20 protein-coding genes are annotated in these 25253 nt (G+C 33.4%); 16 read left to right on the forward strand and 4 right to left on the reverse strand.

The genetic code is table 11. The features are described from left to right. Positions 1–289: 289 nt before the first annotated feature. The 4 genes from JI750_RS11275 (at position 290) to JI750_RS11290 (ending at position 3951) form a co-directional block, all read left to right on the forward strand. Positions 290–1330, forward strand: a complete 1041-nt coding sequence (locus JI750_RS11275; RefSeq protein WP_202001601.1) for a GMP reductase — start codon at positions 290–292, stop codon at positions 1328–1330. Between the two features lie 2 nt (positions 1331–1332). Beyond that, positions 1333–1830: a GNAT family N-acetyltransferase gene (locus JI750_RS11280; RefSeq protein ID WP_202001603.1), complete on the forward strand. Its 498-nt coding sequence runs from the start codon at positions 1333–1335 to the stop codon at positions 1828–1830. 108 nt (positions 1831–1938) lie between these two features. Further along, positions 1939–2505, forward strand: a complete 567-nt coding sequence (locus JI750_RS11285; RefSeq protein WP_198856047.1) for a TetR/AcrR family transcriptional regulator — start codon at positions 1939–1941, stop codon at positions 2503–2505. Between the two features lie 39 nt (positions 2506–2544). Next, entirely contained in the window at positions 2545–3951 is a 1407-nt protein-coding gene (locus tag JI750_RS11290) for an MFS transporter (RefSeq protein ID WP_202001605.1), read from the forward strand. A gap of 20 nt (positions 3952–3971) precedes the next feature. Here the strand turns inward: JI750_RS11290 and JI750_RS11295 are convergent, their stop codons facing one another. After that, positions 3972–4550 carry a pentapeptide repeat-containing protein gene (locus JI750_RS11295; RefSeq protein WP_202001608.1) on the reverse strand — a complete coding sequence of 193 codons (579 nt, stop codon included), beginning with the start codon at positions 4548–4550 and terminating at the stop codon, positions 3972–3974. 157 nt (positions 4551–4707) lie between these two features. Between JI750_RS11295 and aspA the strand changes: the two genes are divergently transcribed. The 6 genes from aspA to JI750_RS11325 all read left to right on the forward strand — a co-directional run bounded on the left by aspA (position 4708) and on the right by JI750_RS11325 (position 11734). After that, positions 4708–6117 (forward strand): aspartate ammonia-lyase, encoded by a 1410-nt coding sequence (gene aspA / locus JI750_RS11300; RefSeq protein WP_202001611.1) that lies wholly within the window; start codon positions 4708–4710, stop codon positions 6115–6117. 146 nt (positions 6118–6263) lie between these two features. Further along, positions 6264–7550, forward strand: a complete 1287-nt coding sequence (locus tag JI750_RS11305) for a BamA/TamA family outer membrane protein (protein ID WP_202001613.1) — start codon at positions 6264–6266, stop codon at positions 7548–7550. Positions 7551–7797: 247 nt separating this feature from the next. Then, positions 7798–8472 (forward strand): response regulator transcription factor, encoded by a 675-nt coding sequence (locus tag JI750_RS11310; protein WP_202001614.1) that lies wholly within the window; start codon positions 7798–7800, stop codon positions 8470–8472. A 1-nt stretch (position 8473) separates the two neighbouring features. Further along, positions 8474–9856 carry a HAMP domain-containing sensor histidine kinase gene (locus tag JI750_RS11315; protein WP_202001616.1) on the forward strand — a complete coding sequence of 461 codons (1383 nt, stop codon included), beginning with the start codon at positions 8474–8476 and terminating at the stop codon, positions 9854–9856. An 83-nt stretch (positions 9857–9939) separates the two neighbouring features. Next, a complete protein-coding gene (locus JI750_RS11320) occupies positions 9940–10662 on the forward strand; it encodes a hypothetical protein (RefSeq protein ID WP_202001618.1) in 723 nt (240 codons plus the stop codon). Between the two features lie 124 nt (positions 10663–10786). After that, complete coding sequence (locus JI750_RS11325) at positions 10787–11734, forward strand: bestrophin family protein (RefSeq protein WP_202001620.1); 948 nt, start codon at positions 10787–10789, stop codon at positions 11732–11734. 194 nt (positions 11735–11928) lie between these two features. On the opposite strand, the gene JI750_RS11330 is transcribed toward JI750_RS11325, so the two are convergent. After that, positions 11929–13353: an aminotransferase-like domain-containing protein gene (locus JI750_RS11330; protein ID WP_202001622.1), complete on the reverse strand. Its 1425-nt coding sequence runs from the start codon at positions 13351–13353 to the stop codon at positions 11929–11931. Positions 13354–13464: 111 nt separating this feature from the next. Between JI750_RS11330 and JI750_RS11335 the strand changes: the two genes are divergently transcribed. Both JI750_RS11335 and JI750_RS11340 read left to right on the forward strand, forming a co-directional pair. Beyond that, complete coding sequence (locus JI750_RS11335; RefSeq protein WP_202001625.1) at positions 13465–14379, forward strand: EamA family transporter; 915 nt, start codon at positions 13465–13467, stop codon at positions 14377–14379. A gap of 223 nt (positions 14380–14602) precedes the next feature. Then, positions 14603–16861, forward strand: coding sequence for an acyl-CoA dehydrogenase family protein (locus JI750_RS11340; RefSeq protein WP_202001627.1), 2259 nt, complete (start codon positions 14603–14605; stop codon positions 16859–16861). Positions 16862–16982: 121 nt separating this feature from the next. Here JI750_RS11340 and JI750_RS11345 read toward each other — a convergent pair whose 3' ends face one another. Next, positions 16983–17327 carry a 5-carboxymethyl-2-hydroxymuconate Delta-isomerase gene (locus tag JI750_RS11345; RefSeq protein WP_202001630.1) on the reverse strand — a complete coding sequence of 115 codons (345 nt, stop codon included), beginning with the start codon at positions 17325–17327 and terminating at the stop codon, positions 16983–16985. Positions 17328–17518: 191 nt separating this feature from the next. Between JI750_RS11345 and susR the strand changes: the two genes are divergently transcribed. The 4 genes from susR to JI750_RS11365 all read left to right on the forward strand — a co-directional run bounded on the left by susR (position 17519) and on the right by JI750_RS11365 (position 23570). Further along, positions 17519–19087: a SusR family glycan utilization regulator gene (gene susR, locus JI750_RS11350; protein ID WP_236673018.1), complete on the forward strand. Its 1569-nt coding sequence runs from the start codon at positions 17519–17521 to the stop codon at positions 19085–19087. A gap of 205 nt (positions 19088–19292) precedes the next feature. Continuing rightward, positions 19293–21509 carry a glycoside hydrolase family 3 C-terminal domain-containing protein gene (locus tag JI750_RS11355; protein WP_202001632.1) on the forward strand — a complete coding sequence of 739 codons (2217 nt, stop codon included), beginning with the start codon at positions 19293–19295 and terminating at the stop codon, positions 21507–21509. 194 nt (positions 21510–21703) lie between these two features. Then, on the forward strand, positions 21704–22351 hold the full coding sequence (locus JI750_RS11360; protein ID WP_202001634.1) for a DUF1349 domain-containing protein: 648 nt from the start codon (positions 21704–21706) through the stop codon (positions 22349–22351). Positions 22352–22427: 76 nt separating this feature from the next. Further along, positions 22428–23570 carry an acyltransferase family protein gene (locus JI750_RS11365; RefSeq protein ID WP_202001636.1) on the forward strand — a complete coding sequence of 381 codons (1143 nt, stop codon included), beginning with the start codon at positions 22428–22430 and terminating at the stop codon, positions 23568–23570. Between the two features lie 223 nt (positions 23571–23793). On the opposite strand, the gene tyrS is transcribed toward JI750_RS11365, so the two are convergent. Continuing rightward, positions 23794–24996 (reverse strand): tyrosine--tRNA ligase, encoded by a 1203-nt coding sequence (gene tyrS / locus JI750_RS11370; RefSeq protein WP_202001638.1) that lies wholly within the window; start codon positions 24994–24996, stop codon positions 23794–23796. Between the last annotated feature and the right edge of the window lie 257 nt (positions 24997–25253).

A 25253-nucleotide genomic window follows, 5' to 3' on the forward strand; every position in this document is an offset into this window, starting at 1 on the left:
AGTTTCAAGTTTGTCACGTTGAGCGAAGTCGAAACGCGTTCTTGTTAGAAACTTTGTGAATCATCGTGATATTTTTGTGATTCTCTGCGGAATTTAATTTTGCCTTTGTCAGGTTGAGCGGAGTCGAAGCCTATCCAAAGTAAAGAAAGAAAAAAAATCCGTTTTTATCTGCGTTTTCACGAAGTGAATCCGTTTCATCTGCGTTCAATTTTTTAAGTTTTTATAATCTAAAATCTGAAGTCTACAATCTAAAATTTCCTATATTTGAGAGTAACCAAAATCTCGAACTATGAGAATAGAAATGGACCTGAAATTAGGATTTAAAGATGTAATGTTTAGACCTAAAAGATCAACGCTTAAAAGCAGATCTGAAGTTTCCTTAGAACAAAATTTCAAATTTTTGCATAGCACTTCAAATTGGACAGGAATTCCAATTATGGCGGCAAACATGGATACAGTTGGAACTTTTGAAATAGCAAAGGTTTTGGCCAAAGAAAAGCTTTTTACAGCCATTCATAAACATTACACTTTAGAAGAATGGAATATATTTCTTCAAAATTCAACTCCAGATATTTACGATTATATTGCAGTAAGCACAGGAACTGGCAAAGAAGATTTTGATAAAATTGGAAAAATAATTACTGCAAATCCGTTACTGAAATTTATCTGTATTGATGTTGCCAATGGTTATTCTGAACATTTTGTTCAGTTTTTAAAGAAAACTAGAAAGCAATATCCTGAAAAAATCATTATTGCTGGAAATGTAGTTACGGGAGAAATGACCGAAGAACTTTTATTAGCAGGAGCTGATATTGTAAAAGTTGGAATTGGACCAGGTTCTGTTTGTACTACACGAGTGAAAACAGGAGTAGGGTATCCGCAATTATCTGCAATTATAGAATGTGCCGATGCCGCTCATGGTTTAGGTGGACATATTATAAGCGACGGAGGATGCACAACTCCCGGCGATGTTGCCAAAGCTTTTGGTGCCGGAGCCGATTTTGTTATGCTAGGCGGAATGCTTGCAGGACATACAGAAAGCGGCGGTGAATTAATCGAAGTAAAAGGCGAAAAATTCAAACAGTTTTACGGAATGAGTTCGAAAACTGCAATGGACAAGCATTCTGGAGGCGTTGCAGAATACAGAGCGAGCGAAGGAAAAACGGTTCAAGTTCCGTTTAAAGGTGACGTGATTCACACCGTTTTGGATATTTTAGGAGGAATAAGAAGCACTTGCACTTATGTTGGAGCTTCAAGATTAAAAGAATTGACTAAACGAACGACTTTTATCCGCGTAAGCGAACAAGAAAATCAAGTTTTTACTAAATAAATATGATTAAAATTACAGAAGCATTTGTTGAAGATATTGCTAAAATTCAAGAAATCGCACATATAACATGGCCTATTACTTATGGCGAAATTCTAACTGCGGAACAATTAGAGTACATGTTAAATCTAATTTATTCTAATGAAGCATTATCAAAGCAAATTCAGAATAAAGAACAGTTGTTTTATTTAATTTCAGATTCAGAATCGGTTATTGGTTTTATCGGAATTGAACACAATTATAAAGGAGAAGCTATTACTAAAATCCATAAAATTTATCTTCTGCCAGAAACACAAGGGAAAGGTTATGGGAAAATAGTTTTTGAAGAAATTAAGAAAATGGCTTTGGAAAGTAACTCAACCGAACTTTTATTGAACGTAAATCGCTTTAATACCGCTTTAAATTTCTATAAAAAACTTGGTTTCGAAATTAAAGAAACCGTTGATATCGAAATAGGAAATGGATATTTAATGGAAGATTACGTAATGGGAAAAGGTTTGTAGTTAATTTATATTAACGAATTTTAAAATCACGGCTTTTGTGATTTTTTTTATTTTGAAATAAATAGATAACTCTATCTATTTTTGTTTTATCTTTGGCAAAAAGAAAAAATGAAACAGAAAAGCAGTGTAAAAGAACGAATACTCGATACAGCATCCCGTCTGTTTTACCATCAGGGATTTAATAGCACAGGAATTAATCAGATTATTGCTGAGGCAGATATTGCAATTGGTTCGCTTTACAAACACTATGAGTCTAAAAGTGATTTGTTGTATCATTATCTTGAACAGCAGGAAACAGAATATTTTGCCAATCTCAATGACTATTTAAAAGACGAGAAGCCTCCCTTAAAAAAACTTCTAAAATTAATAGATTACCGTATTAAACTTCAGGAAGAATCAAATTTTTCCGGATGCCATTTCATAAAAATAAATGCTGAAATAGGTAGAGAAGATAAAAAAATAGAACAGTTTGTTCAGGCACATAAAGAGCGCCAGCGTGAGTATATTAATGGATTAGTTGATGAAATTAGTACAGTAAAAACGCTTTTAATAGAAAAAAAAGCACTGCAAAACAGTATTTTTTTGATGATTGAAGGAGCTGTAGTTTCGGCAGGTATAAACGGAAATACGAATGATCTAAAAACCGTAAAAAAAAGTATAAATCAGTTTTTCTGATTTTTTTTAACCAAAAATAGATAGACTGTTCTATATATTATGAAAAATAAAAAATACATTTCGCTCCTTATATTGCTGCTTGCACATTTGCTTACTATTTTGGATATATTTATTGTAAACGTTGCTATTCCATCAATTCAGCGCGGGCTTGGTTCAAGTAATGGAAAAATTCAGTTAGTTGTAGCCATGTATATGGTTGGATTTGCTTCTTTTTTGATAATTGGCGGAAAAATGGGAGATTATTTTGGAAGAAAAAAAATCTTTATTCTAGGACTGTTTTTGTTTATGGTCACTTCTGCGGGATGCGGGTTTGCTGCCACTACAAATCAGCTTATTGCTTTGAGGTTTTTTCAAGGTATAAGTGCAAGCTTAATGGCGCCACAAGTTCTATCTTATATTCAAATTCTCTTTGTCAGTCATAAGGAACGCACTTATGCAATGGGCTGGTACGGAATTGCGATTGGAATTGGCACAATGCTGGGGCAGTTTTTAGGAGGTTTTCTTGTAGAACTCCAACCATTTTTAATCGATCAATCTTGGAGGTATATATTTCTTATCAATATTCCTATTTGTTTAATAGCGATTTTGCTGGCCATCCGTTATCTCAATCAATCTAGAGACAATTCTTCTTTGCAAATGGATTATTGGAGCGCAGTTGTATTATGCATAGGGCTTGCTTTACTGGTTTTTTCGATGGCTGTGGGATTAGAACAAAAAGATTTGGTTGCAATTACGCTGACAATTTCTATAGTATTTCTGATAAGTTTTATATTTAGACAGATCAAAAGAAAATTAAAGAAAAAAGAACCATTATTGAACATGGAACTTTTTACGCACAAGAATTTCAATATTGCGGTTTCGGCTTCGGCTCTTTTTATGTTAATGCTCGATGCTTACTTTTTTGTATTGGCAATTTTTCTGCAAGACGGAATTAGACTTTCTCCTACGCAAGCAGGATATTTTATTGTATTTCAAGGATGCGGTTTTATTTTAGCGTCATTTTTTGCGGCTAGATTAGTGCTTCAGTATGGAAAAAATGTATTAATTTTTGGAGTGTTGCTTCTTATGTTTTCTCTTATTTTTCAGCTGGTTCTTTTTTATTATCAAACAATAGATTACAAGGGATATTTTGTCATGTTTTTGCACGGTATTGGTGTAGCCTTGGTTCTGCCTTCATTTGCTAATATTGCGCTGAAAGATTTACCTCAAAACAGGATCGGAAATGCATCAGGAGTTTATTCTACATTGCAGCAATTGTTTGGTGCATTGGGCATTACCTTAACAGGAGGTGTGTTTTACTATTTTGCAAAAGGAAAAACAAATTATGTAGATTTCTATAATGCTTTTTTCTATGGCACATTAATTCATTTGCTTTGCTTAACAAGTGTACTGCTTATTTTATTCCTGTTGCCCAATTCTGTTCTTCCCGCAAAAACAGAAAAATAATAGTAAAAAAATGATTATTTCTAACTCACAATCACATCATGCGCAAACAATAAGCCTTTCACTTCATTCAAAGAAAAAATAGCTTTCTTCAATTTAGTTTTAGACGGATCGATGGTATAATTATAACTCGTTTTAAAATCAGCTTTATTAGCAATAGCTTTATTGAATTCTGAACGATATAAATCGCAATTGTCAAATAAAACGCTTGTTAAATCTGCTGCCATAAAATCTACAGCTATTAGACTGCAATTGGTAAATGGAGTTCCTTTTAGTTTTAAAGTATAAAACTTAGAAAAATCAAGGATGCAATCATTAAAGTGCACTTCAAAAATGAGTTTGTCGCACATAGCGAAATTTACTTCTTTAATTTCGCATCGATTAAAAGTAACGGTTCTCAATGCCACATAATTAATTTTTGCTTCGCTGAAAATGCAGTCATTAAAAATGCAATCAATAAAAGTAACAGCAAGAAAAGTACAAGCGGAGAAATTACAATTGTTGAAAACGCAAGATTCAAAGTCCTTAAAATTCAAATCGTCTTTGGCGTAAACAATCGTATTGTATTCTTTATCAAGAAAATATTCGCTTTCTTTTTTCAACTCTTTTCTGTAATTATTTGAAGGTGAAAAGGTAATAATTTACCATAAAATAATCGAAACAAATTGTAAATGATTTTGATTTCATTCACATTTTTAATGCATAAAATGCTGTAGCTTTACACTTATTTTTTAAGTCAAAACATATCAATTTTATTATATGGAACCAACAAGAAAAGAACATGATTTTCTGGGAGAATTAGAAATTCCTAATCATTTATACTACGGAATCCAGACTTTTAGAGCGGTAGAAAACTTTAATATCACAGGAATTCCAATTTCAAAAGAACCTTTATTTATCAAAGCTTTAGGATATGTAAAAAAGGCGGCGGCTTTAGCCAATAAAGACTGCGGCGCAATTGATTCTAAAATTGCCGAAGCAATCTGTTACGGAAGCGATCAGGTTATTGCTGGTAAATTTGATCAGGAGTTTGTGAGCGATTTAATTCAAGGTGGAGCAGGAACTTCTGTAAATATGAATGTAAACGAAGTTATTGCTAATATTGGTTTGGAATATTTAGGTCATAAAAAAGGTGAGTATAATTTTCTTCATCCGAACAATCATGTAAACTGTTCTCAATCAACAAATGACGCTTATCCATCAGCTTTTAGAATTGCTTTATATTTGAAAATGGAAAGCTTTATTAAAACTTTTGCTGGTTTAGAAGTGGCTTTCGCCAAAAAAGGCGAGGAGTTTAAAGAAGTCCTGAAAATGGGAAGAACGCAATTGCAAGATGCGGTTCCGATGACTTTAGGACAGGAATTTAAAGCTTATGCAACTACAATTGGTGAGGATATTCAGCGTTTAAAAAATGCTCAGGAATTATTGTTAGAAATTAATATGGGAGCGACTGCAATTGGTACAAAAGTAAACGCGCCAGAAGGATATCCTGAAATTTGTGTATCGTATTTAGCTAAAGAAGTTGGAATTCCATTAACACTTTCGCCAGATTTAATTGAAGCTACTGTAGATACTGGAGCTTACGTTCAGATTATGGGAACTTTAAAACGTTCTGCGGTTAAGATTTCTAAAATCTGTAATGATTTGCGATTATTGAGTTCAGGGCCAAGAACAGGTTTTAACGAAATCAATCTTCCAGCGCGTCAGCCAGGTTCATCTATTATGCCAGGGAAAGTAAATCCGGTAATTCCAGAAGTGGTAAATCAGACTTGTTTTTATGTAATTGGGCAGGATTTAACGGTTACAATGGCGGCAGAAGCAGGTCAATTACAATTGAATGTAATGGAGCCTGTTATCGCCTTTGCAATGTTTACATCGTTGGATTATCTTTCAAATGCAATCCAAACTTTAATAGATAAGTGTATTGTTGGAATCACAGCAAATGTCGATCACTGTTATAATATGGTCATGAACAGCATCGGAATTGTAACGCAATTGAATCCAATTTTAGGTTATGAAGAAAGTGCCAGTATTGCAGGAGAAGCTTTAAAAACAGGTAAAAGTGTACACCAAATTGCCGTTTTAGAAAGAAAACTGATTACTCAGGAAAAATGGGATGAAATATATTCACTTGAAAATCTAATTCATCCAAAGTTTATCACCAAATAGTATTAGCAGTAATATACCAAAGCCGTCAAATATTTTTTGACGGCTTTTTTTGTTAAAATATTTTGCTATTAGTTCTTAAGATGTTGAAAATAAGACTTATATTTACAATGAGATTGTAATCTTATTTCTAAAACAAAACTTTGTAAATGGTGATTTTTTTTGAAAATAAAGCCGTTCAGTACAAGTATAAAGTCCTAGGATTACTATTTTTTATTTCCTTCAATTTATTCGCTCAAGAAGAAATTAAAAATTCTGAAATTGAAAATCCAAAAATTTGTCCACCTAAAACAATATTTGATATTTTTAAAAAAGAAGATGACGCGCTAGTGGTTAAGCCAACAAAAAACAATTTCTTTTTAGTAATTCCCGCAATTGGTTCACAGCCAGCAACTGGTTTCTTTTTTGGTGCCGTGGCGCAATACACTTTCAAAGGAAAAGAAGAAAAAGACAAATATTCTATCGCTAATATCGGAATTACTTACACATTAAAAGACCAATGGCTAGTCAATGTAAAAAACAACATTCTGCTCAAGAACAATAAGATTTTTCTGAGTGGTGACTACAGATTGTATCTGTTTTCACAGCCTAATTACGGATTAGGAACCGATATTATTCCGCCAAGACGTGATCGTCCGCCTGGATTTAGTGTCGATTCGCTAGCTCAGGATATGGATTATAATTATTTCAAATTTCATCAGACGGTTTCTTTTGAAGTTAAGGAAAATTATTATGTTGGAGGAGGAATTAATATTGACTGGTATTCAAGCATTGATGACAAAGAGCTAGATATTGATAACGGAAATTATACTTATCATTACAATTACAGCCAGAAATATGGTTTTGATCATAATGAGTATTTCTTAAATGGAGTAAGTCTGAATTTAGTTCACGATTCGCGAGACAATCAGGTAAATGCATCAAAAGGTTGGTTTGCCAATATAAATTATAGATTTAATCCAGTACTATTTAATAATCAAGAATATAGTAATGTTCTTTTTGCAGAATACCGTCATTTTATTCCCGTATCTCACAAAAATCCGCGTTATATTTTGGCGATTTGGACTTATGGACAATTTGTGACTAGAGGAAAAGTTCCGTACTTAAACCTGCCTGCAATTGGTTGGGATCAGCGAAGTAGAAGTGGAGAAGGCTATACACAGGGATTATTTAGAGGAAATGGATTGGTTTATTTATCCACAGAATTCAGGTTTCCCATTACGTGCAATCAATTGTTGAGCGGTACTGTTTTTACCAATTTTGTAACAACCAGCAATTCTGATAGCGATCTTAAATTATTCAAATCAATTCAGCCCGCCGCGGGTATCGGATTAAGACTTTTAATTGATAAAGCTTCCAAAACCAATCTGATTTTTGATTATTCTTGGGGTAATAATTCTAAAGGATTTTATTTGAACGCAGGAGAGACTTTTTAATTTTCAAGTTTTGGAAATAAGAATTTAGTTTTAAAACGTAAGTCTTTTCTTTTTGAAAAAACTCTACTGTAACATTGGGTTTTATTTTTAAATTAAAAATCAAAAACTTTAGCCCTAAAATAATGTCAAAAAGTAGGCGATAGGGTCTGCTTTTTCTATTCTTCACAATAAAATCATAATTTGTAAAGTTGTTTAAAATTATTTTAAATTGTATTCTTATTTTTGTTGTATATACAAACTTCTTAATATGAAATTACTGATAGTCGAAGACGAGCCAAATCTATTATCGATATTACGAAAAGGTTTTGCAGAAAATAATAATGAAGTAAGCGTAGCTATGGATGGTAAAACTGCCATAGAAATGATTCATAATTATACTTTCGATGTTGTAATTTTAGACGTTATGCTTCCTGATGTTAACGGAATTGAAATCTGCAGAAGACTTCGTGCAGCAAAAAACTTTGTGCCAATTTTACTTTTAACAGCTTTAGGAACTTCAGAAAACATTGTTACAGGACTTAATTCTGGTGCCGATGATTATTTGGTTAAACCTTTTAAATTTGGAGAGTTAGACGCAAGAGTAAATGCTTTGTACAGAAGATCACAGCAGGAAACAGAAAAAATAGATACCATCACAATTGGTGATTTAGAGATAAATGGCCGCGCAAAAACGGTTAAAAGAGACGGTGAAAATATTGTGCTAACAGCCAAAGAATTTAAGCTTTTGTATTATTTGGCAAAAAATACCGGACGCATAGTTTCTCGTGATCAAATTTTAGACAATGTATGGGATATCAATTTTGATATGAATACCAATGTTGTCGATGTGTATATTACGTATTTAAGAAGAAAGATAGACAAGCCTTTTTCAACCAAACTGATTCATACCATGAAAGGTTTGGGTTATGTAATAAAACCATAATATGGATATTAGAAAAAAAATCACTTTCAATTATGTGGCCCTTTCTACCTTTAGCACTTCGCTATTGTGTATAATTGTGTTTTTCTTATTCAGAGAAAACAATCGATACCATTTTTTAAAGCGTTTAGATGACAGGGCAAAAATTGTAGCTTCAATTCATTTTCAAAAAGACCCAGAGAAAATTAAATACTATAAAAATCTTCAAAAAAATGGTCTTGAAGAATTGATCGAAGAAGAAGAGTATGTACTCAAAATCAACAGCCATAATAGTTTTGATTATAACACTAACTTAAACCTGCCTAATACTTTTTACACTAACATTTTAAGTACAGGAAAGGATTCTTATGAAAGAGACAATAAATATTATTTAGGACAGATTTTTGAAGAAAATGGACAGAAATATATTGTAATTGTTGGCGCAAGAGACCGTAAAGGAAAAGACACAACGGTTTATATTGTCAAAATTATGCTTTTTGGCGGAATCGGTTTTGTGATTCTAGCTTTTCTTTTAGGACGATTTTTAGCCAAACGTGTTATCGATCCTGTAGCAAGAATTACGAAAGAAGTAAAAAGAATTAGCGCTTCTAATCTGCATAATCGTCTACCTGAAGTTAAAAATTCTGATGAAATTTCAGATTTGACCAATACCTTTAATAATATGTTAGATCGTTTGGAAACCTCATTCGAAATCCAGGCGAACTTTATTAATAATGCTTCTCACGAATTAAAAACGCCAATAACAACCATTATTGCGGAAGCTGAAATTATGCTGCTCAAAGAAAGAGAACAGCAGGAGTATATAGAATCTCTGCAAAACATTTATAGCCAGGCTTCAAGATTAGGAAACTTAACAGAAAGCTTGCTTAAGTTGACGCAAACTGGTTACGACGGACAAAAACAAGTTTCTGATATTGCCCGAATGGACGAACTATTATTGGATGTAAAATCAGATTTAGATAAAATTTATCCTGATAACCGCGTAAGCATTAAACTGAATTTTGCTCCAGAAGACTCTAATCTATTATTGTTGCCATGTAACAAACCACTTTTAGAATTGGCAATCAATAATATTATAACGAACGGAGTAAAGTATTCGGATAACAACGAAGTCTTTGTAAATCTTACGGCCAATAAAGAAATGATCAAAATTGCGATTAATGATATTGGAATCGGAATTCCGCCAGAAGATATTCCGCATTTGTACGAACCTTTCTTTAGAGGTAAAATCGCTGCCAAATACATTGGATATGGTTTAGGATTGCCTTTGGCTTCTAAAATCATTAGAATGCATGATGGGGAACTTCAAGTGCAATCGGAACAAAACAAAGGAACAATCGTTACCATCATCTTTAAAAAAGGCAACATTAAAAAATCTAATGTTTAATTTTAGAAAATTCTAATTTTAGATTAATAGCGGTCTAATTTTCCGAGAGTTATTTTGTAGGTATAAACTAAAAGAATATACTTATGAAAAATTTTCTTATACCTACAACTTTAAAAGATGATACTATTTCGGCTGTTAAATCTGCGGTAAATCAGTCTAAGAATACGGAATCGGAAATTATTTTAGTATTAGTTTCAGAAGCTCCTGATACGTTTTCATCGTCGGGTTTTTTAAGAGAGATGAGGTCTGGACTTACCAAAAGCCAAGAAGAAGTTCTAGAAACCTGTCGTTATATTATTGAACATACTTCAAATGTTAAGCTAAAAGTTCATAACCAATACGGACTTTCGGCACCCATTTTCAAACGTCTAATTGAAGCTTTTTCGGTTAAGCTGGTTATTCTTACGCACTCTTATAAGCAAGAAAGCAAAAGAATTCATCAGTATTTAGTGCAATTAGCTGGAAATCAAAAATGCCCGATTCTGCATCTTAGTACAGAAGTCAATAAAGAGGTTTTCCATAAAGCTTTATATGTAGAAAATTCTAGCAAAAATATCCATGTAAAAGATGTACAGGAATTTTTAAGCGCCAATTTTTCTTTTGAAATTGTAAGTCAGACAGCCAGTTTTGAAGATAACTACGAAAATGTTGCGCCTTTTTTATCAGAAGCCATTTCAAAACATAACATTGATATGTTAGTGGAAACGCGCAAAGGCGAAAAAATCAAATTTAAAAAAGTCAAAAAAGAAAATGTCAATGAAAAATTAGGCCTTCCGGTTCTTTCATTGTACGAAGAGATGGTTTAAGACTAAGGTTCTTAGATTCTGAGGTTCTAAGGTACTAAGTTTTTTAATTTTTAGCCTTAGGATCTCAGAACCTTAGCCCCTTAGTTCCTTAGAACCTTAAAAATATTAATTTAAAACCGAAAATATGTTATTAAAGAAAAGAATACCAATGAAGTACGTTCTCGGGAAAATTAAAGTAGAAATTGCTCTAGTACTCGCATATACAGTACTATTTGAAATTTTTCATCATTATTTTATCAATCTTCCTGTAGATATACCGATTGCAATTCCAACCATGATTGGAACTATTATTTCCTTATTATTAGCCTTTAAGTCAAACCAAGCTTATGACAGATGGTGGGAAGCACGAATAGTTTGGGGAGCTGTTGTAAACGATTCGAGAACGCTGATACGTCAAGTTTTAACTTTTTATGAAGATCCCGATTATTCGGTTGAAGCAAGTGAATTCAAAGAAAATTTTGCTAAAAGGCAAATTGCTTGGTGTTACAGTTTAGGAGAATCATTAAGAAACAGAAACCCCATAAAACCCCTTGAAGGTTTAATTAGCGAAGAAGAAATCAAATACATCAAAAATCATCAGAATGTTCCGAATGCCATTTTGATGCTGCACGCAAGAGATTTGAGAACTGCTAAAAACGAAAAGAAAATCAACATGTATCAGCAGGTTGAAATCGATAATACTTTGTCAAGATTATGTGATGAAATGGGAAAATGCGAACGTATTAAAAACACGATTTTTCCAACAACATACAGCATGTACATCAGATTGACGTTGTGTTTGTTCATTTTTGTATTGCCTTTCGGATTAACAAGCGTTTTGAGCTGGTTCGCAATTCCGCTGATTACTGCAATCGGCGCTGCTTTCTTTTTGATCGAAAGAATGGCAATTCATCTGCAAGATCCGTTCGAAAACAGACCTACAGATACGCCAGTTACTGCAATTGCAAATACAATTGAAAAAAATATCAAGCAAATGCTGAACGAATATCAAAGCGAATTTGATATCCTAAAAGAATTTGAATTAAATGACGAACCTAAGAAAGTCGAGAAAGACGCTTATTTTGTCTTATAACTATTTAATTTTGGTCTTCTTTTAATTGTTGGCTGGACAGTGTGTAGTTGCGCTGTCCAGTTTTTTGTTTTGTCATTTTAAAAAATGAATATAGACAACAATTATAACACAAACATCTTGAATATAGCCAGCGGTTGAAACCGCGGGCTATGTTAATTTGATGACGCTGACAATATTGTGTTGATTTTCTTAATCTACAATTGAGATTTAGCCAATTGTCCCAACGTCTGAATCGCAGTTCTCACTTCATTAGACCAAGGCAAACCAAAACTCAATCGCATACAGTTAGAAAACTGATCTTGAAATGAAAAAATCCTTCCTGGCGCAATACTAATATTATGTTTTAACGCTAAATGATAAAAAGCGGCGGTATCGATTTTTTCATCCAATTCCAACCATAAGAAAAATCCGCCTTGAGGCTGACTTACCTTTGTTCCCGCTGGAAAAGACTCTAAAACAGTATTGATATAATTGGTACAATTTCGATTCAGAATCTGGCGAATTTTTCTCAGATGGTTCTCATAGCGACCGTTTTTTAGAAAGTCACCAACCACTTCGTGAGTAATAGTTGAATTGGAGATTGTATGGTACAATTTAGTTCTCAGAACTTCTTTTTTAAACTTCCCTGGAGAAACCCAACCCACACGATAGCCTGGTGCCAGACTTTTGGAAACTGAACTGCAACACAAAACAATACCGCTTTCATCATACGTTTTGCAATTCGTAGGACGGCTTGCGCCAAAATACAAATCACCATGAATATCGTCTTCAATTAGCGGAACATTATAAAAATCCATTAAACGGACAATTTCCTTTTTATGTTCGTTTGGCAGCATACTTCCCGACGGATTACTGAAATTGCTCATCAAAACGCAGGCTTTTACTTTCTTTGTAGAAAGTGTTTTTTTAACTGCTTCAATTTCAATTCCTGTTGTCATATTGGTTGGAAGTTCCATTACGTACAAACCCAATGATCTCGCTAATTGCAGAATTCCAAAGTAAACAGGACTTTCTGTAATAATGGTGTCTCCCGGCTTAGTCAGCGTTAATAAACAATCTGAAATGGCCGAAATACAACCTGGCGTAGTTATAATATCATCTTCAGTCAAAGAACCGCCCCAAGTAAAAGACCAGCGCGCAATTTCTTTTCTTAAATGACTATTTCCTTCAATTTCCTCATAACTCGTTCCGCTGTTGGGCAATTGGCGCATGGCTTGAACCATTCCTTTATTCAATTTGGCAATTGGCAACAGTTCATTGGACGGAAAACCAAGCGAAAGCATTGTTATGTCTTTTTTGCGCATATCACCATAAACCAAGTCTACCAAATCTTCTCGTTCGATATTTTCGATGGTTAAAATTGGCGTACTTGCCGATGGTTCTGGAATTGTTCTTGCCGAAATATTACTCACATAATAGCCCGATTGTGGTCTTGATTCGATCAAAGAACGGCTTTCAACTTCGTAATATGCTTTGCTGACTGTGCTCATGCTGTAGCCTGTTTCAGCGCATACTTCTCGTATAGAAGGCAGTTTATCTCCCACATTTAAAAGTCCAGATTTGATCTGTTTTTCGATGAGGTCAGCAAATTGAAGATATAAGTAATTGGAATTTTTCATTATGAAAATAAAAACTGTTATGCTGCAATTTACAAAAACTGTATCTGTATTGCTGTTTAATTTTTTAGAAATTTGCGTTATCAAAAGAAAATAAATTCAAAAGCGAATTTTGTGAAAAAAACAAAGTATTACGTAGCAGCAATTTCAGCCTTTATTACATGGGGGCTTTTTAGCTTAGTTTTAAAACCGATACATGATTATCCGTCATTGGATATTCTGTTTTTCCGTGTTTTTAGCTGTGGTATTTTAATGCTTTTGATTGCTTTTCTATTCAAAAGAAAACAAATAAGAGAAACCATTGATATTTTTAAAGCGTTGCCAAAATCAGAAAAAAGAAAATCAATTCTTTTGAATATTGGCGGAAGCGCATTTTTGATGGCCAATTGGTTTACGTTCATTTATGTAGTAAATCATATCAGCGTAAAAGCCGCTTCTCTGGCTTATCTTGTTTGCCCAATCCTGACTACATTATTAGCTTATTTTATACTAAACGAAAAACTGCTAAAAACACAATGGCTTTCTGTAGGATTAAGCATTTCAGGGTGTTTATTGCTTTCGTACACTGATATTATGGATATGTTTTTCAGTATTATTATAGGTCTGACTTATGCTGCTTATTTAGTAAGCCAGCGCGCCAATAGAGGTTTTGACAAGTTTATTGTTTTGACTTTTCATATCACATTGGCAGCATTGTTTTTATTACCGTTTTATCCGGTTTTTGGGGGACCGGTACCAACGGAATTTAAGTTTTATCTCTGCATTGAAACCATTGCAATTGTATTTACTATAATTCCGTTATTCCTTAATTTATATGCACTTTCCGGAATCAACTCATCCACAGTTGGAATGTTATTAAACATTAATCCGATGATTGCATTTGGTTTGGCAGCCTTCTTTTTCAAAGAAAACATTACGCCTTTGCAGATTACAGCATACGGTATCATTTTTACCGCGGTGTTAGTTTTTAATTCGCATCATATTTTTGCCATAAAGCAAAAAATGACCTCAATATCCAAAGGTTCTTAATTCTTAGTTTTCATATTTTTTATTGGTTTAAAATCGAAAATTGTCAGAATCTTAACAGGATGTTTAAACAGGAATGAGTATATTTCATTCCTGTTTTTTTATGCGATAAAGCGTAAAAAGGATAGCCACGAATTCACGAATTATTTTTTAAAGAAAATAGATTGAAAAAATTCGTGAATTCGTGGCTAAAAAAAAAACTATTTCCAAATCGAATATTATTGATATGAAAGCCGCCAAACTTCAAGCCTTTACTCCGTTATTTTATTTAGTGTGGTCAGATGATTTGCTGACACAGAAAGAATTTATAACCTTAAAAGAATTTATAAATTCACTCACTGTTTTATCTCAAGAAGAAAAAGAATATTTACTTTCTAAAGCAGATATTTCAAATCCGCCTTCGCGAAATGAACTCACACAATGGAAATCGGATATCGAGAAAAGTATTCAAGATACCTCTTCAATCAAGTCAATTTTTGATATTGCAAAAGCACTTTCAGGAACCGATTTAGATTTAACTCCAATCGAATCTGATTTCAAAAAGTTGGAAAATGATTTAGGATTTTTAGGTGAAGAAGCACTTCAAAACTTTAAAACCAAAGCTGGTTCTTTTACAGCCAACTCTCAAACCAATGCGAGTTTTGACATTCAGAAAATAACTCAAATTTTGGACGGAAAGGAAGTCGCGATAATCAAAAGAGTAAAATCGGTTATTTCTAGACCTGAATTTGCCTATGAAACTTCGACCGATATTAATGTTTTTAGGCAAACCGTTTACAAATGGTGTAAAATTCTAGCCGATGAAAATTTAGGAAGCATGGCTTATCCCAAAGAATACGGTGGAGGAGGAAATATCGAAGATTATTTTGCCATTATGGAAACGTTGAGTTATCATGATCTAAGTTTGGTAATTAAATTTGGTGTTCAATTCGGACTTTGGGGAATGAGTGTTCAATCTTTAGGGACAGAAAAACATTATGCTAAATATTTAAAAGACATTGGTTCGCTGAAACTTCCTGGCTGTTTTGCTATGACCGAAACACATCACGGATCGAACGTAAAAGGTTTAGAAACCACAGCAACATACAATCATAGCAATCAGACTTTTACAATTCATACACCAAATAAAAATGCCCAAAAAGAATATATCGGAAACGCAGCCGTTCATGGGCAAATGGCAACTGTTTTTGCCAAATTAATTATCGATGATCATGATTATGGCGTAAATGCTTTTGTGGTTCCTTTGCGCGACCCTAATGGGAATGTAGTAAGTGGAGTAACAATTGGCGATTGCGGTCATAAAATGGGATTAAACGGTGTAGACAACGGAACGATCAGTTTTGATAATGTGGTGATTCCGAAAGACAATATGCTGGATCGTTTTGCTTCTGTAAATGATAAAGGAGAGTTCGAAAGTCCGATTCCGAGTGATAACCGTAGATTTTTTACGATGTTGGGAACTTTGGTTGGAGGAAGAATTGGGATTCCGCGTTCGGCTTTAGCGGCAGCGAAATCTGGATTGACAATTGCCATTCGCTACAGCGATCAAAGAAGACAATTCGGACCAGAAGGCGGTTCTGAAGTTCCGATTTTAAATTATAGAATGCATCAGCGTAGATTGTTACCGCATTTAGCAAAAACTTATGCGGTTCATTTTGCATTACAATATCTAACCAATAGATTTTTGAACAGAACCGAAGCTGAAATGCAAGAAATTGAGGCGTTAGCGGCAGGAATGAAATCATATTCTACTTGGAGCACAAGAGATATTTTGCAGGAATGTCGTGAAGCCTGCGGAGGAAAAGGATATTTATCTGAAAACCGAATCGACGCACTTAAAAACGATACAGAAATCTACACCACTTTTGAAGGCGATAATACGGTTTTAATGCAGTTGGTAGCTAAAAATCGTTTGGCAGAATTCAGAAAATCATTTGGAGAAATGGGTTCGTTGGGAATCATTAATTATGTATATGAAAATGCTAAAACAGCTATTGCCGAGAAAAATCCAATTGCAACTAGAAGAACTGACGACGAGCATTTGTTAGATGGAGAATTCCATCTTCAGGCATTTGTTCACAGAGAAAAGACAATCCTAGCTTCTGCAGCACGACGCATCAAGAAATTAATTGATGGGGGATTAGAGCCTTATGATGCATTTAATGTTGTGCAGCATCAAATGATTGATGTTGCTCAAGCCTATTTAGAGAGATTAGTTCTTGAACAATTTCAGATTGCTATAAAAGCTGTCGAAGATGAAAATTCAAAAGCAATTTTGACCAAACTGAATCAATTGTATGCACTTTCTCAAATTGAAAAAAATAAAGGATGGTATCTTGAAGACGGTTACATGGAAGCAGTTAAAACAAAAGCAGTCCGCAAACTGGTAAATCAGCTTTGCTGGGATATTCGTCCTGATGCTGTAGCTTTAGTAAATGCTTTTGATATTCCAGAAAGCTGTTTAGTGGCGCCAATTGCAGTTTAGTTTTTTTACCATTTAAGTGATATAAGAATTGAAAGCAACTTTGTCAAAGTTTTAAACTTTGACAAAGTTTTTTTATGAATTTATATTTGATGGTATAAATATATTTATATCTTAAATATATTTATACCATCGTTTTATTGAAATAATTTGACTTTTCGAATTCCATTACATTAATAGAGATTACAGGAATTTCAGGAAGCAACGTATTTAATTTTGAAACAATAACTTTTGATAAATTACCTTTTTGTTCGTCATTTCTTCCTTCCATGATGTAGCTGAAAACATGAATAAAATCATCTAAGGTATTTCCGTTGTTATAATATGTAAAAGGGTTAATACGAACTTTAGTTTCAGAAGCGGCAAAAAGATTAGTCGAGAAAGCGGCATCAAAAACCTCCTGCATAATTTCGTCTGCTGCAAGTCGGCGCAGTACATTTTCTGAACAGTCAATTATAAAGTGTGGCATAATTTTTAAGTTTTATCGGGTTTGCTGTAACAAAATTATAAAAAAGGACACTTGTAATATTTTAGAATAGACACTTTATTATATTTGTATATCTTATTTATTTTTTTGTCAGTTTGAAAAATCTATTTCTCTCCCTTTTTATAGTTCTTATCAGCTTTCCTCTTTTTGCATCGGAGAGCACAGATGTTATATTGAAAGAATTAAACGAGGCAATCAAAAATAAACAGCATTACGTAAAGATTAAAGAAGAACGAATTGCGAATTTCAAGAAAATAAAATCTGAAAATCTTACGAAAGAGCAGGAGTACAATTACAACAAAACGCTGTACTTTGAATATCAGAAACTAAATTCAGATTCAGCCATTCAATACGTAAAAAAGAACCTCAAAATTTCAGAAGAACTTCAAAATAAAGAGCTTTTCAATTTGGCTCAATTGGAATTGGTAACGCTTTATTCCTCTTCTGGAAAATACCGTGAATCTGAAGCCATTTTAAAGAGTATTAATAAAAAAAGCCTTCCTGCTTCTTTACTCCCAAATTATTATATTTCGTATCGTGAGTTTTTCGAGCATTATGCTGCAAATAGTTACAGTCCAGAATATAGAAAACAGATAGGAAAATATAGAGATTCATTATTAAGTATTCTAAATCCGAATACATTGGATTTTCAAATTAATAGAATTCAGCAGGATATTTTTATTGATAAAAAATATAATGATCCTAAAAAGCAGTTGTTGGCTTTATTGAATAAAACAAAAGAAGAAAGCCCGCAATATGCGATGATTACTTATTTGTTAGGAAAAATTGGTGAAGCGACACATGATTTGGAAGCCAGAAAAAGATACTACGCACTTTCTGCTACTTCAGATATTAAAAACGCCAATAAAGACAATGCTTCTTTACAGGAACTGGCTTTGGTTTTTTACGAAATCGGAGATGTTGATATGGCCTATAAACTGACACAATCTGCTATTGAAGACGCGCTTTATTGCAATGTTCAGTTCAGGACTTTGCTGATGTCAGAAGTATATTCGATTATCAATACCGTGTATTTAGAGCGTGAAGCGCAAAGAAAAAGCGAATTACAGATTTACTTGCTTTGCATTAGTCTGCTTTCTTTGTTTTTGATTGTTGCGGTTATTTATGTGTATTTGCAGATGAAAAAGGTTTCAAGAATTCGATCAGAACTTTATGAAACGAGCCAGAAATTAGCAGAATTAAACAAAGATATTACCGAGACAAACAGTCAGCTTCAAGAAAGTAACCTGCAATTGTCTGAATCTAATTTGGTTAAAGAAGAATACATTGCACATTTCTTCAATCTTTGTTCGACTTATATCAATAAGCTCGAAAACTACCGTATTATTTTAAACAAAAAAGCAACGGCAAAACAATTTGATGAAATTTATAAAATATTAAAATCAACTACTTTGGTTGATAATGAGTTGGAAGAGTTGTACAAAAACTTTGATATTATCTTTCTGAATTTATACCCAACATTTGTCAAAGATTTCAATGCTTTATTAATACCAGAAGAACAGATTGTTCTCAAGCAAAATGAATTGCTAAATACCGAGCTTCGAATTTTTGCTTTAATCAGATTAGGAATTACTGATAGTGTTAAAATAGCGGCATTTTTACGTTATTCTTTAAGTACAATTTACAACTATCGCACAAGAGCGCGAAATAAGGCTGCAGTTTCGCGAAATGATTTCGAAGAAAAGGTCATGAAAATCGGTTCAAAGACTTTGAAAGTGTAAAAAAATGTTTTAAAACCACTACTTTTTTTAGTGTTTTTAAAATGTTAAGTTTTTGTAGATCAATATTTTAGTTTTTTAATCTACTACTTTTTTCTGTCTAAAAATGTAACATGTACGATAACGTTTTAGTTTTACAATATGATAAAAAAAGTTTTTCGGTAAGAAGACTTTCCTATTATAAACTAATGCTTTAATAAATACTGTTATGTTAAAAAACGTTAAAACAATTGTTGTTTTACTTTTACTAAGTTCTGTTGGAATGAATGCCCAGAACAAAGTGCCAGTTTATCTAGACGATAAAAAACCGATTGAAGAGCGTGTAGAAGATGCGCTTAAACGAATGACTACCGAAGAGAAAATTGCCATGATTCATGCGCAGTCTAAATTTAGTTCTCCAGGTGTAAAACGTCTTGGGATTCCAGAAAACTGGATGACCGATGGACCACACGGAATTCGTGCTGAGGTAAAATGGGACGAATGGGATCAGGCAGGATGGACAAATGACTCTTGTATTGCTTTCCCAGCGCTTACAGCACTTTCATCAACTTGGAACAAAGAATTGGCTTCTTTATATGGTAAATCTATCGGAGAAGAAGCGCGTTACCGTAACAAAAACGTATTATTAGGGCCAGGTGTAAACATTTACAGAAGTCCATTAAACGGGCGTAACTTCGAATATATGGGAGAAGATCCGTTTTTAGCTTCAAAAATGGTTGTTCCTTATATAAAAGGAGTTCAGTCGAATGGAGTTGCGGCTTGCGTTAAGCATTTTGCTTTAAACAATCAGGAAACTAAACGTAATTCTGTTGATGTAATTGTTGACGATCGTGCATTGTACGAAATTTATCTTCCTGCTTTTAAAGCTGCAGTTCAAGAAGGTGATGTTTGGTCAATTATGGGAGCTTACAATAAATACAAAGGTCAGCAATGCTGCCATAACGAATATTTGTTAAACGATATTCTTCGCGGAGAATGGGGCTTCAAAGGAGTTGTAGTTTCTGACTGGGGTGGTGTTAACGATACTAAACAAGCTATCCACAATGGTTTGGATATGGAATTTGGTTCTTGGACAAATGGTTTGTCTTGGGGAACAAGTAATGCTTATGATAACTATTATTTAGCAAAACCATATTCTGAAATGATCAGAAAAGGAGAAGTTGGAACAAAAGAATTAGACGAAAAAGTACGTCGTATTCTTCGTTTATCTTTCTTGACAACAATGGATAGAAATCGTCCTTTCGGATCTTTTGGAACGGAAGAACACGCTATTGCAGGACGTAAAATTGCTGAAGAAGGAATTGTTTTATTGCAAAACAACAACAATATTCTGCCAATCAATCTTTCTAAAACTAAAAAGATTGCTGTAATTGGAGAAAATGCTATTAAAATGATGACTGTTGGTGGAGGAAGTTCTTCACTAAAAGCAAGATACGAAATCACACCATTAGAAGGTTTGAAGAAAAGAATCGGAAATCAAGCTGAAATTGTATACGCAAGAGGTTATGTAGGAGATCCTACAAGTAACTATAACGGAGTTGTGGCTAAAGTAAGCTTAGAAGATAAACGCTCTCCAGCAGAGTTAACTACAGAAGCTTTAAAAGTGGCTAAAGATGCTGATATTGTTCTTTTCATCGGAGGTTTGAACAAAAGCCCAAATCAAGACGACGAAGGACATGATCGTAATGAATTGAATTTATCTTATGGTCAGGATAAATTAATCAGCGATTTAGCGAAAGTAAACAAAAACATTGTTTTCGTAAATATTTCTGGAAATGCAATTGCAATGCCTTGGATTAAAGAAGTTCCGGGAATTGTTCAAGGATGGTTTTTAGGAACTGAAGCTGGAAATGCTTTAGCAAATGTGTTGGTTGGAGATGTGAATCCGTCAGGAAAATTATCTTTCACTTTCCCAGTAAAATTATCTGATAATGGTGCTCACGCTTTAGGGGAATTCCCAGGAGGAGATTCAGTAAAATACAATGAAGGAATTTTTGTAGGTTACCGTTGGGCAGATAAAAACAAAATCAAGCCATTGTTCTCTTTCGGACACGGTTTAAGCTACACGACTTTTGCTTACGGAAAAGTAACAGCAGACAAAAAACAAATGAATGCTGGAGATAAAATCACATTCTCAGTAAACGTAAAAAACACAGGAAGCAGAGAAGGTTCTGAAGTAGTTCAATTGTATATTGCAGATTTAAAATCTTCATTGCCACGTCCGGTAAAAGAATTAAAAGGTTTTGAGAAAGTAGCTCTTAAAGCTGGAGAAGAAAAAACAGTTACGTTTACAGTTGATAAATCTGCTCTAAGTTTCTTCGATGATAAAAAACACGATTGGGTTGCTGAACCTGGTGATTTTGAAGCAATTATTGGTGCTTCTTCAACAGATATTAAATCTAAAGTGATTTTTTCACTTAAATAAGTTTTTATTTCTAAAAATTGGTTGGTTTGTAAAGCTGCAAGTGTAAAAATTTGCAGCTTTGCTTTTAGTTAAAATTTTACCATTAAGACATTAAGAAACATAAAGAATAGCTTTATTGTCTTATATTTTGAGCTAAGTTCATGAAGTAAAAGCTTAATTTTCTTAATACCTTAATGGTTTAAAAAAAAATGGATATGAAAAAAATTACACTCGCAATATTGCCTTTGTTTTTTGCACATAATATGGCAGCGCAAAGCTTGAATAAAATGCAATGGTTTAATGAACCTGAAAAATGGGAAATTAAAAACAATGCTTTAATTATGAATGTTACTGCGAATAGCGATTATTGGAGAATTTCGCATTATGGTTTTACAGTCGATGATGCGCCTTTTTACTATGCAACTTACGGTGGCGAATTTGAAGCAAAAGTAAAATTGACTGGAAACTACATCGCTCGCTTTGATCAGATGGGGTTAATGATTCGTATCGACGAAAAGAATTACATTAAAACAGGAGTAGAATTCGTTGACGGAAAATTCAATATCAGTACCGTTGTAACACACGATAAAAGCGATTGGAGCGTAACAACTTTAGAAAAAGTGCCTCCTTTTATTTGGATTAAAGCCGTGCGACGATTAGATGCTGTCGAAATATTCTATTCTTTTGATGATAAAAACTATATCATGACCAGAAATGCGCCTTTGCAGGATAACACGCCTGTGATGGTTGGTTTAATGGCTGCTTCTCCAGATGGAAAAGGCTTTGAAGCTAAATTTGAAAACTTTTCGGTTAAACACTTGCCAGACCAAAGAAGATTAGAATGGCTTAAAAATCACCAATAGATTAAATTTCAATTTTTAAATTCCAAATTCCAAAAACTTAAACTATAAATCATAACTTAACTTAAACCAAACACAAATGAGTTCAATTTCATCTGATATTAAACCAAAAAAACATTACGAAATACTTGATGGTCTTCGTGGCGTTGCTGCTATTTTAGTAGTTGCGTTTCATATTTTTGAAGCTTTTGCTGGCGGAAACCGTTTCGTTCAAATTATAAACCATGGATATCTTGCTGTTGATTTCTTTTTTCTTCTGTCTGGATTTGTTGTAGCTTATGCATATGACGATCGTTGGAGCAAAATGGGACAATGGGAGTTTTACAAAAGACGCTTGATTCGTTTACAGCCAATGGTAATTCTAGGAATGATCATTGGTGCTATATTTTACTATTTTCAAGCCTCAGATATATTGTTTCCAATGATTGGGGGTATGGAAGTATGGAAAGTCATTTTAACAATGGCCATCGGATTTACATTGCTGCCAATTCCTCCTTCATTAGAAATTAGAGGTTGGGGAGAAATGCATCCTTTAAATGGTCCGGCATGGTCGCTTTTTTTCGAATATATTGCAAACATCTTGTACGCCGTTATCTTCCGTAAATTTTCGAATAAAGTAATGTCAGTTTTTGTATTGATATTTGCCGGACTGTTAATTAACTATACTGTTTTTGGACCAAAAGGCGATGTAATCGGCGGATGGTCATTAAATCTAGAGCAGCTGAATGTTGGTTTTACCCGATTATTGTATCCGTTTTTTGCTGGAGTTTTATTATGCCGTTTAGGAAAATTAATCCATGTGAAAAATGCTTTCTGGATTTGCAGTATTTTGATCACTATTGTTTTGGCTATGCCAAGATTTGGAGACGAAAACAGTCTTTGGATGAATGGTTTGTATGAATCAATCTGTATTATTTTTATTTTCCCAATAATTGTTGCAATTGGAGCAGGAGGAGAAATTAAAAATGAAATTTCATTAAAAATCTGTAAACTATTAGGAGATATCTCTTATCCAATTTACATCACGCATTATCCCTTAATTTACTGGTTTACTGCGTGGGTTGTAGATAATAAAGTTTCAATGGAAAACGGCTATTTAGAAGGAATCGGAGTTTTAATTGTAAGTATACTGCTTGCCTTTGTATGCTTAAAATTATACGATGAACCAGTTAGAAAGTGGCTTGTAAATAAATTTCAAAAAAGAAAAGTTTCTTTACAGTAAAAAGAGGCAAAGGTTTAAAGAGATAAGGTGCAGAGCTGAAAAACTTTGTCCCTTTGCAACTCGAACCTAAAAAATAATGAATTTCTAAATTTTGTTAGTTATAGATATTCAAAAAGGGATAAACTTAATTGTTTATCCCTTTCTTATTTATTTTTGAAACCCGAATATAGAAATGTAAAATTAAATTGCAGAGGTTCGCTCTTTACAAACAATAATGATTCAATTATTGCAATTCATAAAAATTTCTCTTTCCAATTTTGATTTTTGTTTCTTTTTCTAATAAAATCAATTCGTTTGGATTTATAATTTTCTCATTATTGATTTGAACTGCACCACTTTCAATTAATCTTCTATTAGCTGATTTTGTTATATCATTTTTAATGAATGCACAAAGATCAATCAAAGTCATTTTATTGGTTTGATTTTCTAAAGAAGAAATCGAAACAGGAATAAATGATTTTGATGCTGCATTTTTACTTTGAAATTGATTAATGAAAAATTGTTCTGCTTGTTCTGCTTCATTTTGATTATGGTATTGGCTGATGATATTTTTAGCAATTAGTTTTTTAATATCCATCGGATTTTCTTTCTCTAATCTTTTCTTGATTTCTTCTTTTTCTTCGAATGAAAAATTGGTTGTCAATTCTAAAAATTCTAAAATAAGAGCGTCAGGAATTGACATCGTTTTACCAAACATTTCATTTGGTTCATCAATTAAACCAATTGTATTATGAAGCGATTTACTCATTTTTTCCTTTCCATCCAATCCCTTAAGTAAAGGCATGCACATCACAATTTGTCCCGAAAGTTTAAAACTTTCCTGTAACTGTCTTCCCATAGTGCAGTTAAATAATTGGTCAGTTCCGCCCATTTCGATATCAGCATTAATTTTAACCGAATCAAAACCTTGCAAAATTGGGTAAACCAATTCATGCATTGCAATTGGCGTATTCTCACTAAAACGCTTATTAAAGTCATTTCGATGCATCAATTGTGCAACCGTCACATTTGACATAATCTGGATCACTTCAGAAAAAGGAAGTTCGTCAAGCCATTCTGAGTTGAAAACAATTTTGGCCTTTTCAACATCAATAATTTTAGACAATTGCGAAATGTAGGTTTCTGCGTTGTGCTGTACTTCTTCAATACTTAAAGGTTTTCGGCTTTTGTTTTTTCCAGTCGGATCACCGATTCTTGCCGTAAAACTTCCAACAACAATTACAATTTGATGTCCCAAATCTTGAAATTGTTTCAGTTTTTTAAGCACAACAGCATGCCCCAAATGCAAATCTGGAGCAGTTGGATCAAAACCCAGTTTAATAATTAATTTTCTGTTTTCTTTTTTAGCTAGGTTTAGTTTTTCTTCTAAGCCATTTTCGGGAAGAAAGATGGCAGCATTTTCTTTTAATTTTTGAATTGTTTCCATTTTTTTGAAAATAAAAAAGCCCGGACGAAATGCCCGGGCTTTAAGGTTTATATAATTTATCTATTTAATTTATAGTCGTGAATACGTTGAATTATATGCATAGCCTATCCGAGCAGATATTATTGCATAATAATAAGTGCTGAAAAAAGGAAGGCGTAATATGCTGTTCAAGAATTTCATATCGACTGCAAAGATAAATTTTTTAATTACGGTATTCAAAAAAAACTTAGTGCCTAAGAATCTTAGTAGCTTAGTAC

It is taken from the genome of Flavobacterium tagetis (genome assembly GCF_016735615.1).
GTDB classification, from domain to species: Bacteria; Bacteroidota; Bacteroidia; order Flavobacteriales; family Flavobacteriaceae; genus Flavobacterium; species Flavobacterium tagetis.

What these genes read in the sequence shown, in the direction of transcription:
- JI750_RS11320 (WP_202001618.1), top strand. Translation starts at nt 9,940, where the DNA reads ATGAAAAATTTTCTTATACCTACAACTTTAAAAGATGATACTATTTCG.
- JI750_RS11310 (WP_202001614.1), top strand. Translation starts at nt 7,798, where the DNA reads ATGAAATTACTGATAGTCGAAGACGAGCCAAATCTATTATCGATATTA.
- JI750_RS11275 (WP_202001601.1), top strand. Translation starts at nt 290, where the DNA reads ATGAGAATAGAAATGGACCTGAAATTAGGATTTAAAGATGTAATGTTT.
- JI750_RS11330 (WP_202001622.1), bottom strand. Translation starts at nt 13,353, where the DNA reads ATGAAAAATTCCAATTACTTATATCTTCAATTTGCTGACCTCATCGAA.
- JI750_RS11315 (WP_202001616.1), top strand. Translation starts at nt 8,474, where the DNA reads ATGGATATTAGAAAAAAAATCACTTTCAATTATGTGGCCCTTTCTACC.
- JI750_RS11340 (WP_202001627.1), top strand. Translation starts at nt 14,603, where the DNA reads ATGAAAGCCGCCAAACTTCAAGCCTTTACTCCGTTATTTTATTTAGTG.
- JI750_RS11325 (WP_202001620.1), top strand. Translation starts at nt 10,787, where the DNA reads ATGTTATTAAAGAAAAGAATACCAATGAAGTACGTTCTCGGGAAAATT.
- JI750_RS11285 (WP_198856047.1), top strand. Translation starts at nt 1,939, where the DNA reads ATGAAACAGAAAAGCAGTGTAAAAGAACGAATACTCGATACAGCATCC.
- JI750_RS11305 (WP_202001613.1), top strand. Translation starts at nt 6,264, where the DNA reads ATGGTGATTTTTTTTGAAAATAAAGCCGTTCAGTACAAGTATAAAGTC.
- JI750_RS11345 (WP_202001630.1), bottom strand. Translation starts at nt 17,327, where the DNA reads ATGCCACACTTTATAATTGACTGTTCAGAAAATGTACTGCGCCGACTT.
- JI750_RS11290 (WP_202001605.1), top strand. Translation starts at nt 2,545, where the DNA reads ATGAAAAATAAAAAATACATTTCGCTCCTTATATTGCTGCTTGCACAT.
- aspA (WP_202001611.1), top strand. Translation starts at nt 4,708, where the DNA reads ATGGAACCAACAAGAAAAGAACATGATTTTCTGGGAGAATTAGAAATT.
- JI750_RS11280 (WP_202001603.1), top strand. Translation starts at nt 1,333, where the DNA reads ATGATTAAAATTACAGAAGCATTTGTTGAAGATATTGCTAAAATTCAA.
- JI750_RS11365 (WP_202001636.1), top strand. Translation starts at nt 22,428, where the DNA reads ATGAGTTCAATTTCATCTGATATTAAACCAAAAAAACATTACGAAATA.
- JI750_RS11355 (WP_202001632.1), top strand. Translation starts at nt 19,293, where the DNA reads ATGTTAAAAAACGTTAAAACAATTGTTGTTTTACTTTTACTAAGTTCT.
- tyrS (WP_202001638.1), bottom strand. Translation starts at nt 24,996, where the DNA reads ATGGAAACAATTCAAAAATTAAAAGAAAATGCTGCCATCTTTCTTCCC.
- JI750_RS11360 (WP_202001634.1), top strand. Translation starts at nt 21,704, where the DNA reads ATGAAAAAAATTACACTCGCAATATTGCCTTTGTTTTTTGCACATAAT.